Annotated in this window: 11 protein-coding genes; 3 read left to right on the top strand and 8 right to left on the bottom strand. The window is 37.6% G+C overall.

The window, feature by feature from the left end; genetic code table 11:
- Nucleotide 1: 1 nt before the first annotated feature.
- Nucleotides 2–1,261, top strand: a complete 1,260-nt coding sequence (locus KMW37_RS12130; RefSeq protein ID WP_215224903.1) for an MFS transporter — start codon at nt 2–4, stop codon at nt 1,259–1,261.
- A 4-nt stretch (nt 1,262–1,265) separates the two neighbouring features.
- Nucleotides 1,266–2,429, top strand: coding sequence for an AraC family transcriptional regulator (locus KMW37_RS12125; RefSeq protein WP_215224902.1), 1,164 nt, complete (start codon nt 1,266–1,268; stop codon nt 2,427–2,429).
- 1 nt (nt 2,430) lies between these two features.
- Here the strand turns inward: KMW37_RS12125 and KMW37_RS12120 are convergent, their stop codons facing one another.
- Nucleotides 2,431–2,649, bottom strand: a complete 219-nt coding sequence (locus KMW37_RS12120; RefSeq protein ID WP_215224901.1) for a hypothetical protein — start codon at nt 2,647–2,649, stop codon at nt 2,431–2,433.
- An 87-nt stretch (nt 2,650–2,736) separates the two neighbouring features.
- The gene (locus tag KMW37_RS12115) at nt 2,737–3,834 is read right to left on the bottom strand and encodes an acyltransferase family protein (protein ID WP_215224900.1); all 1,098 of its coding nucleotides are present in this window, start codon (nt 3,832–3,834) and stop codon (nt 2,737–2,739) included.
- A gap of 297 nt (nt 3,835–4,131) precedes the next feature.
- Between KMW37_RS12115 and KMW37_RS12110 the strand changes: the two genes are divergently transcribed.
- Nucleotides 4,132–4,659, top strand: coding sequence for an RNA polymerase sigma factor (locus KMW37_RS12110; protein WP_215224899.1), 528 nt, complete (start codon nt 4,132–4,134; stop codon nt 4,657–4,659).
- A gap of 60 nt (nt 4,660–4,719) precedes the next feature.
- Here the strand turns inward: KMW37_RS12110 and KMW37_RS12105 are convergent, their stop codons facing one another.
- From KMW37_RS12105 to KMW37_RS12080, 6 genes are all read right to left on the bottom strand, one after another.
- Nucleotides 4,720–7,410, bottom strand: coding sequence for a cation-translocating P-type ATPase (locus KMW37_RS12105; RefSeq protein ID WP_215224898.1), 2,691 nt, complete (start codon nt 7,408–7,410; stop codon nt 4,720–4,722).
- 61 nt (nt 7,411–7,471) lie between these two features.
- Nucleotides 7,472–8,299, bottom strand: coding sequence for a universal stress protein (locus KMW37_RS12100; protein WP_215224897.1), 828 nt, complete (start codon nt 8,297–8,299; stop codon nt 7,472–7,474).
- A gap of 559 nt (nt 8,300–8,858) precedes the next feature.
- Nucleotides 8,859–10,637 (bottom strand): sulfatase-like hydrolase/transferase, encoded by a 1,779-nt coding sequence (locus KMW37_RS12095; RefSeq protein WP_215224896.1) that lies wholly within the window; start codon nt 10,635–10,637, stop codon nt 8,859–8,861.
- A gap of 127 nt (nt 10,638–10,764) precedes the next feature.
- Nucleotides 10,765–11,823, bottom strand: a complete 1,059-nt coding sequence (locus tag KMW37_RS12090) for a glycoside hydrolase family protein (RefSeq protein ID WP_215224895.1) — start codon at nt 11,821–11,823, stop codon at nt 10,765–10,767.
- A 151-nt stretch (nt 11,824–11,974) separates the two neighbouring features.
- A complete protein-coding gene (locus tag KMW37_RS12085) occupies nt 11,975–12,421 on the bottom strand; it encodes a hypothetical protein (protein WP_215224894.1) in 447 nt (148 codons plus the stop codon).
- A gap of 23 nt (nt 12,422–12,444) precedes the next feature.
- Nucleotides 12,445–14,334 (bottom strand): RagB/SusD family nutrient uptake outer membrane protein, encoded by a 1,890-nt coding sequence (locus tag KMW37_RS12080; protein WP_215224893.1) that lies wholly within the window; start codon nt 14,332–14,334, stop codon nt 12,445–12,447.
- Nucleotides 14,335–14,359: the final 25 nt, after the last annotated feature.

The raw sequence follows: 14,359 nt of genomic DNA, 5'->3' as shown, positions 1-14,359 counted from the left end.
AATGTCAAAAAAACCACTACTTGTACTACTCATAATGCTGATTTTCTTCGTCATTTCATTTCTGACAAACATCTTAGGCCCTATCATTCCTGACATTATTGATAGTTTTTCCTTAAGCATTGGTCTAGCGGGTTTTCTACCCTTTTCATTTTTTGTGGCTTATGGAGTAATGTCAATTCCTTCTGGCCTTTTGGTCGAAAAATACAAGGAAAAAAAAATTTTAGTGGCTGCTTTTCTAATGGCTTTTATTGGAGCCCTTAGCTTTGCCTTGTTTCCGAGCTTTAAGATTGCCCTGTTGTCCTTGTTTATTATCGGAATAGGAATGGCTATGCTTCAGGTGGTAATCAATCCACTATTAAGAACCGCTGGAGGGGAAGAGCACTTTGCCTTTAATTCAGTTATGGGACAATTAGCATTTGGTGCTGCATCATTCCTCAGCCCAATGCTTTACAGCTATTTGGTCACCAATATTCATTCAGGGCATACCCATGGAATAATTGTTTTTTTGGAAGGTCTTGTTCCTGAAAACTTAAAATGGGTTTCCTTATATTGGGTATTTGCTGGCATTTCCCTGTTGATGTGTCTGGCTATTTTCTTTATAAAATTCCCCAAGGTAGAGCTGAAAGAAGATGAAAAAATGGACATTAAGGGCTCTTTCAAATCCCTCCTGACCAATAAATACGTCCTGCTCTACTTCTTAGGAATTTTTTGCTATGTAGGATCTGAGCAAGGCATTGCCAATTGGATCTCAAAATTCCTTCAAACTTATCACGGCATAGATCCCGCCAAAGAGGGAGCCCAAGTCATTTCCTATTTTTGGGGACTACTGACCGTAGGCTGCCTTTTAGGACTGGTATTATTAAAATTCCTTGACAGTAATAAGGTCCTAGTGGCATTTAGCACTGCGGCCATCATTAGCCTTTTATTCGGCCTGTTTGGGACAGCAGAAATCTCATTAATTGCTTTTCCTTTGACAGGTTTTTTCGCATCAGTCATGTGGTCAATCATCTTTTCATTGGCACTAAATTCCGTTCCGAAAAATCATGGCACATTCTCAGGCATATTATGTTCTGCCATTGCGGGTGGGGCTATAGTTCCACTGATCATAGGAGGAATCGCAGAACTATTGGGACTGCAATTGGCCATGCTTTTTTTATTAATTACTTTGGGATATGTCCTAAGCATTGGTATTTGGGCCAAGCCGCTGGTCAAAAATGCCACTGTAAAAAGTGTCAAAGAGTTGTTTCAAACTGCAGGCTGATTAAATGTATAAAGTAATCCTACTATTAGATTTCGCTGAAGAATACAGTAAAAGTCTCCTTAAAGGTGTTTCTAAGTATTCATTAGAACATGGTCCTTGGACTTTTTGCAGGATGCCTTTATACTATAGGGAGACCATAGGCATTGAAGGCATCTTGGATTGGGCCAAAGACTGGGGCGCTGACGGTATCATTGGACAGCTGTACAACGATATGGATCTTCAGAAAATTAAAGACTCAGGTATTCCTGTTATTGCACAAGACTTTAAAGAACGATTTGATGAACTTCCCAATATTACTGGTGATTATAGGAAAGCCGGTAAGTTAGGGGCAGACTATTTCCTAAAAAAGGGCTTTAAACAATTTGCTTTTTATGGATTTAACAATATCGTTTGGTCTAGGGAAAGAGCCGAGGGATTTGAAGAAAGGTTAAATGAACAAGGTTATAAGGTACATTATTTTGAACACCGAAAGGCCCGTTCAACTGACATTTGGCATTATAAAAGTATTTCTCTGAGCCGATGGTTACTCTCTCTCCCCAAGCCCATTGCACTTATGACCTGCGATGACAACCAAGGGCTTCATATCACCGAGGCCTGTCAACAAAATAATATCAGGATTCCTGAAGATATTGCCGTGCTGGGTGTGGACAATGATGTAATGCTCTGTGAACTGTCTGTTCCTCCCCTTTCAAGTATCGCCATGGATATCGAAAAAGGAGGTTATGATACGGCTAAATTATTGGAACATATGATAAAAAACGGTAATCAATCATTCTACGATATTATTGTGGAAGCTACCCAGATTATTACCAGACAGTCTACCGACATTTACGCCACTAATGACGAATACATCGCTTCTACCCTTAAGTATATTCACCAGAATATTGAGAACAATCTACAGGTTAATGAGGTAGTCAGACAAGTTCCCCTATCCAGAAGATCCTTAGAAAAGCGCTTCCTTCAGATCACAGGCTATCCAATATACAAATACATCTATAATTTGCGAATAGAAAAGTTCACCCAGAAACTGTTAGAAACAGATTTGACAATTTTCGAAATTGCCTTAGATCTTGGACTAAATGACAGTAAGAATATTGCAAGGCAATTCAGGCAAGTAAAAGGCTGCAACCCTATTGAATACCGGAAAAAGTACCTTGCGGGAAAATAGTTTATGTTTCTTTCTTTTTAACATTCAAGCTATTTTCCTCTTTTTCCTTGCCCATCCACTCCTCCATAAACTTATCGAAATGCTCTCTCAAAGGTTCTTCAAACTGGCCTTGTTTATCCTCTTCACTCATCCCTTCAATTAGCTGGTCAAATTCCTCCCTGCTGATTTTATTATCTATCAATTTTTGGAGCAATTTTTCCGGACTCTGCTCTTTTTTCATATCTTCCCTACTCTATTTTACAATGAATTCAATCCACAAAAGACCTTTCAAAACTAAATATCGTTCATTATCTAAAACCAAATTGGTTTATAATTTGATGAATATCTTCTTTTTATACAACCAATAAACAGGGATATAATTTATACCCACGAAGATGATGGCATAAAACATACTGGCCATATTTGCAGCCATCCCCAATCCAATCATAATGGACATAAAATGCCCACTTAAGGTATCTCCACCTATGTTTATGCCATAAAAAGGTAAAGATAACAAATCCGCAAGGACATATGCTGTTATTGCATTAGAACCAAAAACTATCCAGGGTTTGGTGCCTTTAGAATGCCCCTTTAAATCCACCCAGTAATAGGAGGCCCCCAAGAAACTAAATCCTGCTCCACCAGTTACCAAGACAAATGAACTTGTCCATAGATTTTTGTTAATGGGGAAGAACAAATGCCAAAACATGCCTAACATCACTAGAACCAATCCCTGAACCAATAACTTATTAGCTTTTTCATTTCCATCCAGATCCGAAAGTAGGGTTCTACCAGCCAACATGCCCAAAATCCCGGTAGAAATAGCAGGGATGGTACTGAAAAGCCCTTCTGGATCCCAACTTCCTTGCCACATCATACCCGGCAATAATATCTGATCGATCCATGCAGCAAGGTTCTTCCCAGGTTCCAACATTACCATCCCCTCACCTGGCGTAGGTATTAGAGTCATGGCCAACCAATAGCCAATCAAAAGCCCAAATGCCAAGTAGCCCTGTTTCTTCCATTCTATATTGATATAAATGAAGGTACAAAGCACAAAAACTATTGCAATCCGCTGAAGCACCCCAGCTACCCTAATATCACTAAAGTCAAAATCGGGAAACATCCCCAAGAAAATTCCCAAAAGAAATATTTTAAGCCCTCTGAAAAGTACCTTTTTATAAATATCCTTTTTGGATGCTCCTCTATCCAACCTCTTAGAATACGCAAGACTAATAGACACCCCCACAATGAATAAAAAGAAGGGAAAAATGAAATCCGTAGGAGTGATCCCATGCCAATCTGCATGTAATAATGGGCCAAATACATGGTCCCAACTTGCTGGATTATTTACTAAAATCATGAAGGCAATGGTCAGCCCTCGAAGGGCATCCAAAGAAATTAAGCGTTTACTTTTTAAGGTCATCCTCTATTTTTTTCATCTTGTTGTAAATAATACTTATAGTCGCCTGCTCGGGCTATTCTTTATCTAATTTTTTTAAGTATTTCTTATACTTTTTTCAAGGCTCTGCGAAAGACCTATCCATCAAACAGGTGATTTCCAATAGAATCCATTTTTATTTCTTAAGCACTCACATCTTATACATAAAATGAATGGAAGAAATATCATTTTCGTATTTTGAGGATTTTAATACGTGATATACGCAATAACAATTATAATAAACTTGGATATTTAAACAGTTGGAACATAAAATTTTATATCATGGAGCAACCTAACAAACAAATTTTATTACAATTCATCCAAGGAGATCCAAACGCTGCAGATCAAATTTATCGATTTTATAGAACTCCTGTAATAAGGTATGGAATGGCCATTATCAAAGATGCAGAGGAGGCTGAAAATATTTATCACGAGGTATTTGTTAAGATAATGAAGAGAAGTTACAAGATAAACCCTGATATGAATTTCAATGCCTACATCTTTACTGCAATAAAAAATGAAATTTTTGATTATTTCAAAAAGGTCAAAAAAAATAATGAGCTAAAAGAACAATATTGGAACAACATCTTCCAAGAAGACCAACAAGAGATTATCGAAAAAGAAACAAAGTTCAATAAATTGGAAGAGCTCATCGGGGACCTATCCCCTAAAAGAAAATTGGTTCTGGAGAAAAACATATACGAAGAAAAGTCCTATCAAGAAATTGCGGATGAACTATCTATCTCCAAAAACACTGTGAAAAACCAACTTATTAAGGCAAAGGCCTTACTCCGACAGTCATTCAATTAAAAGGTATTAACCTATAAGCTCAAGTCATTAAAACCAATTGCAATGCTATTATTAGAATTACTATGATATCCTTTTTACAATTAACTTGTAAAGTTCACCTGCCCATAGAATTGAAGAGGAAACTAGAATCAAAAAAAGGAATTCATAAAGTCCTAATTGTTCAAAGTCAAAGATCTCTTGGAAAAAAGGGATTTCAATTATCGATATTTCAATAGCAAGTGAGATAAAAAAAGTAAGCAGCACCAGCTTATTGCTTAAAAACCCAATATCAAAAACCGAACGGTACAGGGATCTCATATTGAACAAGTTGAACAACTGCGTGGTGGCCATGGTGACAAAAACCGCAGTCCGTACTTTTTCAATACTTTCATTGAATTGCCAAAAATAAATAGCTACACAAAGCCCAACCATAATAACAGACATTATCATCAAAAAAGGCAAAACCTCTTTATTCAGAATATTTTCATGACGGGGAATCGGTTTCCTTTTTAATTCGTCCCCATGCCCCTTTTCAGCTGCCAAAGCCAAATCCCCAAACCCATCAGTAACCAAGTTAAGCCATAAAATTTGAATAGCGGTAAGTGGAAGTGGGTAGCCCATTAAAACCAAAACAACCATGGTAGCTACCTCGGCAAAATTTGTGGTTACCAAAAAAAAGCTGGTATTCCGAGCATTATTAAAAACAATCCTTCCTTCTTCAATAGCACTGACAATGGTGCTAAAATTATCATCTGCCAAAACCACTTTGGACGCCTCCCTGGCCACGTCCGTCCCCATTTTCCCCATTGACACTCCTACATCGGCCTTTTTCAGCGCTGGTGCATCATTTACGCCATCCCCGGTCATGGCGATCAATTCTCCTGCCTCCTGCAAGCTTTTTGCTATCTTAAGTTTCATTAATGGACTTAAGCGAGCATATACCTGAACTTCCTGAATAGCCTGTTGAAAATTCTGGTCATCAAGTTGTTCCAAGTCATTTTCAGTAAGACTGAGGCCTTCATTTCCCTCTTGATCTATAATTCCTGCCCCTTTCGCAATAGCTATAGCTGTATTAATATGATCCCCTGTGGCCATTACCACCCTTATTCCGGCTTCTTTGCACTTTTGAACAGCCTCTCTAACTCCCTGCCTTATTGGATCCACAATGCCTACTATTCCCAAAAATATTAATTCTTGATGAGCCGCTGAACCTAAATCATACTCTCTGGCCAAATCGGTTTTATAGGCCACTCCAATTACCCTCATGGCATCAGCCGACCAATCGTTAATGGTCTTGTTGATGCAATCCTTATCTTGACTTTTCAGGTATAATGTTTTTTCTGAATTTTGGTATCTATTGGATAATGCCAGTATTTTCTCTGCTGCTCCTACCACAAATAACTCCTTCTGCCCTTCTACCTCACATAATGATGCCCTAAATTTTTGCTTTGAATTAAACGGAAAATCATCCAGTCTCTTGATATGGCCACTTCCTCTTTGTCCATAAATACCTGCCTTTTTTGCTAAAACCAAAAGCGCTCCTTCTGTAGGGTCTCCAATGATCTCATCAGAAACCACTTCTCCTTTTTGTTTAAAGTTGGCATTATTACTGGTCCCTACTACTTGGAGTAATTTGTATAATTGATTAAATGATCGGGGATTTACTGTTTGATCCCCTTGGAAAAAATCACCTACGGGAATCCAACCATCACCCTGCAGGGTAAACTCCTCTTCATCCATAACTTTAATTTTCTTGGCCGTAAGAATATTCTGAGTTATGGTACCGGTTTTATCAGTAATAATTGTACTTACAGCACCCAAGGTTTCTACCGAAGTTATTTCCCTTATTATCGCATTTTTTTTAGCCATACGATGGGAGCCGATTGCTAATACAATGGATAATACGGCCGGCAAACCTTCGGGAACCGCCGCCACCATCATAGCCAAAGAAACCATAAGTAATTCTGAAAGCACGAAATCACTAAAAAAGTATCCCACAACAAACAATAATAAGGTTCCCCCAATTGCCAAAAAGGCCATTTGACTAGCTAACTTATCCGTTTTGACCTGAAAATTGGTTTTAGTGGCTTTGATTTCGGTGATCGCCTGGGCAATCTTCCCCAACTCCGTCTTGCCTCCGATAGCTGTAACCAAGCCCACTCCAAAACCTGAAGAAATAAAAGTACCCTTCCAAAGCATGTTTTTTCTTTCAGACAAAACAGTCTCTTGAGTCAATGCCTCAATATTTTTTTCAACTGGAATAGACTCCCCAGTTAGGGCAGATTCATTTACTTGAAGACTTTTGGATTCAAGGATCCGCGCATCTGCAGGAATATTTTCCCCTTCCTCTAAAATTAATATATCCCCCGGCACCAAATCTTTGGAGGGAATAAGCTGTGAAAAACCATCTCTAATGACCCTAGCTTTAGGTACCAACATCTTTTTAAGTGAATGAATCGCACTTTCAGCCCTTACCTCTTGTACAAAACCTATTGCGGCATTTATTAATACTACAATCAATATCACATAGGTATCAACCCTGTGCCCAGTAAAAAATGAAATCAGCGCGGCCATAAGCAATATTATAACCAACCAACTCTTGAACTGCTTAAAGAATTTACTCAGCAAGGAGCTTCCTTTTACCTGCTCAAATTCATTCCATCCGTAAACCTTTCTTCTTACTAAAACCTCCTCGGAACTTAATCCCTCATCCATAGAGCTTTTAAGTTCTGTTAAAACTTCATTTCCTGACAGTTGATAAAACAGTTTCATATGGTTATCAGCAGCTTAATAAAAAACCAAAGTACTGATAATATTTAATCATAATAATAAATCAACTGGTATGAATACTTAAAATTGGAAGCGCTGTTTTAAATAAAACGGTGTCCGTAACTCCAATTTGGTAACTACTGTTTTCACCTTTATGGTCTGAAACAATCGTGATCCAACCTATATTTCTAGACTTACAAAATTCCACAATCCCATTTTCGACTTCGGGATGGTTATAAATATGTTGATGGACTGTAAATCCATGGAACTTACTCGCCAATTCCTCCAGTAAGGTTTCTGTTTTTTTGCTGGGCATAAAGTGCTCTGGAGTATTTACATATAATAAATGAAGTGAAGGTTGAAAACCATTGAATAGAGGAATCAGTTTATCCAAATTACCGTCAAGCTGACTATTTAAAGAAGTTGTTATGGCCATTTTTCTCCAAGAATTCCCGTCAATAGCATGTTTAACGGCCAGAACTGGGCACTCCGCTTTGCGCATCACTTTTTGAATATTTGAGCCTATAAACTTCTCTCCCTCAGTGCCCCTTCCATAAGCACCAATAATGATCAATTCAGCAGCAATTTTTTGAGCTAGCGACAGTATCTCTTCGTAAGGAACACCAACTGCTACTACGATATCTACAGGAACTTTTCCAATATTGTGCCTCTGTACAAAGGCATCCAATTTATCTTTAGCTTCAACCTCCTGATCAATAATATCTCTATGCTTGGTCTTTTCGTTTGTTGAAAGTTTATCCCATTCCAACAGCGTATTGACTACATTTACCAAGGTTAGTTGAGCGCCAAGTTTTTCTGAAATTTTTAATGCACTTAAGAAGGCATTTTCTGAATATTTCGAGAAATCTACGGGAACAAGTATTTTTTTCATGACGAATAGGCATTTAATTAAACATTCATGACTTAAAAAGTTGATGGATTTAAATTGCCCATCAACCTAAGGGTTCTGACCATTTCCAATATCAAAAAGTTGTTGCAAAGAAAAAATGACCAATTTTGGTTTTACTGATGACTTTTATCATCCCGAAGCAGTAATCAGTACTAGACAATTGGCATTATTAAACGCAATATTTATGGATCATAAATTTTCTTTTACGCCTTCAATAAATTCACTTTTTCCGATTTTACTAACAAACAAAAAAATCCCGGAAATGCTTCCGGGATTTTTAACCTTTTCAAACCCTAATTATAACCTATTAAACGATTCTATAACAACAAATTAGGCGATTAATTAGGACATTTACTCTAATATATTTACCTAAAACCAATACTAAATTTGCCTTAAGCAAAAAATATATCATTTTTTGTGCAAATCTATCATACATACAACTATAAAAATGTACAGTTACACTTCTCTTTCCTATTTAATAGTCATAAATCAATTTTGAGAATCTTCTTTTTCCACATCATCAGTCATTAGTAAAATTATATCAAACCGAATTCATTCTATCCAAAAAGACGTAAAGCATAATACGGTCTCCCCATTGATTATCTGGATTGGACACCTCTACCTCTAGTTCCAATTCCACCTTACCTGCCTTAGAATTCTCCAGCTTTCCTAGTTCCAGCATCGAGTTATCCCCTGTCATCTTAAAAGATATGATGGGATTTCCACTTTCTCTAAGCTTAACATAGTCCCGTTCTGTTTTCAGTTCAAGGGATAAACTGCCCAGCTCTCTCAATACCTTTCCACTTTTGATAATCTTAACATGCTTGACTTTAACATTTGCATAGGTCAATCCAGAGTTTGATGACTCATACTCCCTAGCTATTCTCAATTGATAAGTCTGCTCTGTATTTGAAATGAACTTGCTTAAATCAACCTTTATGACTTTAGCCTGAGGTGTAAACTCTAACTTATCATAAATGTATCCGCCTAGCATTACCTCGTCTTTAAGCCCTTTATAATCCCCATACTTGCCCAGTAACTTATGTTTGGCTGGATACTTTGAAAGCTCACTGTTTTCAAAAATATCATCAAATAGGCCTTCTAATACCGTCCTAGCAGATGCAGTAATACCGGAATCATTTTGCTGATAAAAAGGATGTAATTCCCTTGGATCCTCCTTGAGATTATACAATCTCCCATCGTAATACAGTTTATAGTCCTTATCCCTTATATAAGTAGTCAGAGGATGAAAGAACGTCGAAAATATATAAGGTTTGCCTACTCTTTGTTTCTGATCAAGAACAGGCAATAGGGATACCCCATCCAATTTTTCTTTTACAGCAGATAAATCATATCCCGCTAAGTCTGCGAACGTCGGATAAAAATCAGTAAAATCGACAAGCTCATCAGAAGTTTGCCTTTTACCATCATATTTCACTAGCAACGGAACATGTACACCATCATGACTTGTAGTACCCTTTCCACCATAGATTACCTCACCATCACTCATATGATGCTCTAATGTTTTACTTCCATTATCGGTAGTATAGATGATAATTGTATTTTCATACAATCCATTTTCTTTGAGTTTTTGAATCACATTTCCAATCATCTTGTCCGCATATGTCACCATATCCTCAAAGTTTTGCTGCCAGTCAGTGGAAGTGGGATCTACGCTATCTGGCGTTGGCTCAAATGGATTATGCGCCAAGGACATTGGGTAATATATAAAAAAAGGCTGATCTTGATTTTTCTCGATAAAATCCAAGGTTCTTTCATTAAATCTATCAGGAGCATAGTCAGCTATAAATGCCCCTTCATTCTCCTCTAGTGGACAATTATAAAAATACCTTTTGAAAAACTCAGCATAAGTGAGCTCTCCTGGACTGCCATTGAACAAACTGAATTCGTCAAAACCCAATTCTTCAGGAGTTTTACTCAAGTGCCATTTCCCAAATGCTGCTGTTGTATAGCCTGCAGCTTTCATCATCTGTCCCAGTGGAAGAAATTCAAGATTAAAACTACCCCAACCCGTATAATTACGGTAGTTATACTGTCCAGTGATCAATTTAACTCTTGTGGGCACACAGAGTGGTTGGGCATCACAATTGGTAAAATCGGTACTTTCCTGTGCTAAGGCATCCAAATTGGGAGTCTGAAAGTTTAAAACCTCCTTATATCCCAAGGTCTCATAGCCCATATCATCCCCCAGAATAAAAATAATATTGGGTTTTGATGATTCGGCTTTCTCCCGCACTTGAGCGACTAAGTCCCAAAAATTCAACATAAAAACGCCTGCAAATATGAAGTACTTGATCATTTCCTTATTTTATAATGTGGTTTTTAAAATCCTAAATTACTATAAGCACTTAAAACCTAGTTAAAACTGACTTATGTGCTAATCTGAGTAAACTTTAAATGCCTGAATCATTGGTTCTCCTTTTGATTTATTCTTTGAATTTTAGGATATAACTTACCGTATGATCTCCACCAAACACATTGGTGCCTGAAGGCAAATAAAGATATTGGGGTTTGCCATCTAAAATAAGCAATTGAGGTCGCTCAAATTTAGCATAAGGGCGATTTTTTGGGCCATAGTGGACAGCCACATTCGACATATCTATAGGAACATAGGCATTGACATGATGAAATCCTTTCTCATACTCTCGGAAAGTGATGCCGTCGTCAGATAACCACAACAAACCACCACCTTCTTCGATCATACCGTGATTATCTGTAGTCAGCAAGGCAAATTTCCCGTTATACATAAATGCATATCCGTCTTCAATATTGGTATCATTGGAAGTCACGGGAAAGGGAAGTTGAACATATGGGCCTTCCAAATTTTCTGATACAGCAAGCCCCATTCTGGCTTTTTCAGATTTAAAATACAAGAAGTAGCCACCATTGGGATGCTTTAAAAGTGCTGGATTATTGACTCCATTGCTTGCTTGATAATTCCAATATTCCGGATTCTTGGGAGTATCCAGTATCAATCCATCTTTGTTTACTTTTTTCCATGGACCATAAGGACTTTCTGAAATGGCCATTCCTACCTTTTGATTGGACGGATGTATTGGACTATTAGGATTATCATTGGCAATATACAATAGAACATACTTACCATCTATAAATTGTATAGCAGGATTACATGCCCCGAAACGGTCCCATGAATCCAAACCAGTTCCAGCAATAGCTACATCTAAGAAAACAAATGGACCTTCTGGTCCCTCACCTACATAATGCGCAATTTCACTACTAGACCGCCATCCTGGCTCCACAGTATTCCCTTTCCACCTAGCCACAAAAAGATGAACTTTACCTTCTTTATCCATCACGGGGGAGGTTCCCCAAATCGTATAGCCTGGTTCATCGATGGCGACTCCAATATATTCCCATTGATCAGCAAATTCCTCCTTACCCTGGCCCAAAAGATTATCTGAAATAATAAATGATAGCAAGATTATCCAAAATATCTTACTATTGATCACCAAGACGTTTTTCATTTTTTCACCAATTTTAATCGTCACTTTAGGAAATTATAGTCTCATCCAAAACGGATGTTAATAGAGATTTTTCCTATACATTTTTTCTAAAAAACAAGGAGTTCATTTTTCCATGAACTCCTTGCCCCATACATGATAAAGTTATTCTAACTTAATCCACCAAATTAATGGTCCAATCATGGAGTGTACCATCTGCTGAATGAAGTCTGTACATAAAACTTCCAAATGTCAAATCACTTATAACCCCTCCTTTTGGGGCTCCATTTAAAGGCTCTACTAATTGGCTTCTGTGTGTAATAAGAAATCCTGCTTCGGTAAGCTCTTCCAAAGAAGGGACAGTAATAGTTACCACAAAGTTTTCATTATCAATATCCACTTTAGTCCCACTCAAAACAACTCTCCTCACACCTGTAGTTTCTTGATCATTATTGTAATATTCAGAAAGATGAAAATCATCTTTTATCTCGTATTCAAATATTTGCACATTCTGGATAAAGGCTTGATCTCCCCATTGTGCCAAGTCCATGTCTATTCTTGGATCGCAAGAACTAAATATCCCAACTAATCCAGCCAATATTATTAAAATGTATTTTTTCATGACTTTACAATTAAATATTTCAATTAAAACCACCCTGGATTTTGTTCAAGTGTTACTCCCCCTTTACTCAGATAAATCTCTATTTCTTCTGTGCCTATTGGAGATAAGTAATCCCTATCAGGATCTACAAATCCCCCATCTCCTGCATTTCCAAAATCTGCGGTGTTAAAGAATGGATTAAAATAATTTCCAGTTTCATCCAAGCCAAAATTGTTTCCTTCCAATAATTTCACATCATTCAATCCTACCCATTGAAAACCCTCTTGCTCGATTAGACCATTTTCATTATTCCAATAGGAGATAAATTCTGCTGCATGAGCTCCCAAAGGTTTGAAACCATTAAAAACTTCATCCATTACAGCCCATCTACGAATATCATCCCAACGAAAGCCTTCAAGAGCCAATTCTATCCTCCGCTCTCTTCGAATTTCATTTAAAATATTGGAAGCAGCTGGATCAAACCCATCATTATTAGAATAATTAATGGTCCATGAATTAATTGCTGCTAAATTCATTTCCGGCATGCCTGCCCTTTGACGAATTACATTGACACTTTTATCCAAATCATTTTGGGTAATATTACCCAAAATTGCTTTGGCCTCAGCAAAATTCAATAAGGCTTCTGCGTAGCGCATAATCAAATCAGAAGTCTCTCCATTTCTCCATTCATTTACATCAAACACCACTCCTTTCCAAGGTCTATATCCTGTAGGAGATGGTTGTCTCTGTTGATTTTGGATCAAACCCGGATAACTGGTCTTATAGGCGTGTTGGGAGCCTCCAGTTTGGTCATTAGCAACATCATATGCATCATAAAACCTGATTGTATTCCCTTCATTATTAACCGGTCTTGTCCAAATGGTTTGAGACAGTCTTGGATCTTTGTTTTCTCCAAGTGACCTTAGACTACTTTCATCATAAGTCATAGTGGATATTTCTGATGGAAGTCCATCTGCCATTAAAAACGCATCTACTAGTTGCTTAGTAATTCCCAGACCTGTTCCTTCATTAAAATTTCCATACACATTATGAGTGAGTGAAGCATCCTGGCTAAATACACGGTAAAAGAAAGCACCTGAAACTCCAGAATAATCCTTTTGTTGAAATAGATCTATCAGACTTCCTTGATAAATATTTCCTCCCTGATAATCAATAAGCAATTCACCAGCTTCTACCGCTTCCTGCAAAAACTCTGAGCCATCTTTACCTTCCACAGCAAATGGGGTATCCTTTTTTCCATGATAATATTCCCAGCTTCCTTCAAATAGTCCCACTCTTGTCTTTAACAAAAGTGCAGCCTCCTTATTGATCCTGCCAATTCCAGCATCTGATTTCCACGATAAATTCACAATCGCTGAGTCCAAATCTTTGATGATCTGAGAAGCCACTACATCTCTACTATCTCTTGGTTTGTACAATTCATCACTATCAATATTGAGCGATTTGGTAATAATCGGAACATCTCCATAAGTACTTAAAAGCTCAAAGTAAACCAATGCCCTTGTAAAGAAAGCTTCTCCTGTATATTGTCTTGATAAGATATCTCTAGGTACCTTATAGGTATTTTCAAGCAAATAATTAGCTCTTCGAATAAATCCATAATGTCCATCCCAACCAATTGAACCTGGGGCCGCACCTGAAACCCCTCTAGTATTTATTCTTCCCGCCGGACCTGAAGACACCAAATTATCTGTCCCATTCTCTGACGGAAGAACCCTGTTGCTTCCCATTGTCCTTAAAAGCATATTGTTATCATAAAAAGCGTTAACATAGCTTTTAAGGTCACTAGAATTAGTGAAAAAACCTTCTTCACTAAAACTGTCCAAAGGTTGTAAATTCAGAAAATCATCGCTGCATGATGCAAAGCCCAAGTTCATTGCCAACACCATGATGTATATACTCAACTTTTTCATCTTCTCCATCTTTTTTGTGTTCTTG

Origin of the sequence: Echinicola shivajiensis (assembly GCF_018642165.1) — a bacterium.
In the GTDB taxonomy this organism is placed as follows: Bacteria; Bacteroidota; Bacteroidia; order Cytophagales; family Cyclobacteriaceae; genus Echinicola; species Echinicola shivajiensis.
This window is presented reverse-complemented; position numbering and strand designations above follow the sequence as displayed.

Excerpts from the sequence above, each read along its gene's own strand:
- KMW37_RS12085 (WP_215224894.1), bottom strand. The coding sequence starts at position 12,421 with ATGAAAAAATACATTTTAATAATATTGGCTGGATTAGTTGGGATATTT.
- KMW37_RS12130 (WP_215224903.1), top strand. The coding sequence starts at position 2 with ATGTCAAAAAAACCACTACTTGTACTACTCATAATGCTGATTTTCTTC.
- KMW37_RS12095 (WP_215224896.1), bottom strand. The coding sequence starts at position 10,637 with ATGATCAAGTACTTCATATTTGCAGGCGTTTTTATGTTGAATTTTTGG.
- KMW37_RS12105 (WP_215224898.1), bottom strand. The coding sequence starts at position 7,410 with ATGAAACTGTTTTATCAACTGTCAGGAAATGAAGTTTTAACAGAACTT.
- KMW37_RS12110 (WP_215224899.1), top strand. The coding sequence starts at position 4,132 with ATGGAGCAACCTAACAAACAAATTTTATTACAATTCATCCAAGGAGAT.
- KMW37_RS12080 (WP_215224893.1), bottom strand. The coding sequence starts at position 14,334 with ATGAAAAAGTTGAGTATATACATCATGGTGTTGGCAATGAACTTGGGC.
- KMW37_RS12100 (WP_215224897.1), bottom strand. The coding sequence starts at position 8,299 with ATGAAAAAAATACTTGTTCCCGTAGATTTCTCGAAATATTCAGAAAAT.
- KMW37_RS12115 (WP_215224900.1), bottom strand. The coding sequence starts at position 3,834 with ATGACCTTAAAAAGTAAACGCTTAATTTCTTTGGATGCCCTTCGAGGG.
- KMW37_RS12125 (WP_215224902.1), top strand. The coding sequence starts at position 1,266 with ATGTATAAAGTAATCCTACTATTAGATTTCGCTGAAGAATACAGTAAA.
- KMW37_RS12120 (WP_215224901.1), bottom strand. The coding sequence starts at position 2,649 with ATGAAAAAAGAGCAGAGTCCGGAAAAATTGCTCCAAAAATTGATAGAT.
- KMW37_RS12090 (WP_215224895.1), bottom strand. The coding sequence starts at position 11,823 with ATGAAAAACGTCTTGGTGATCAATAGTAAGATATTTTGGATAATCTTG.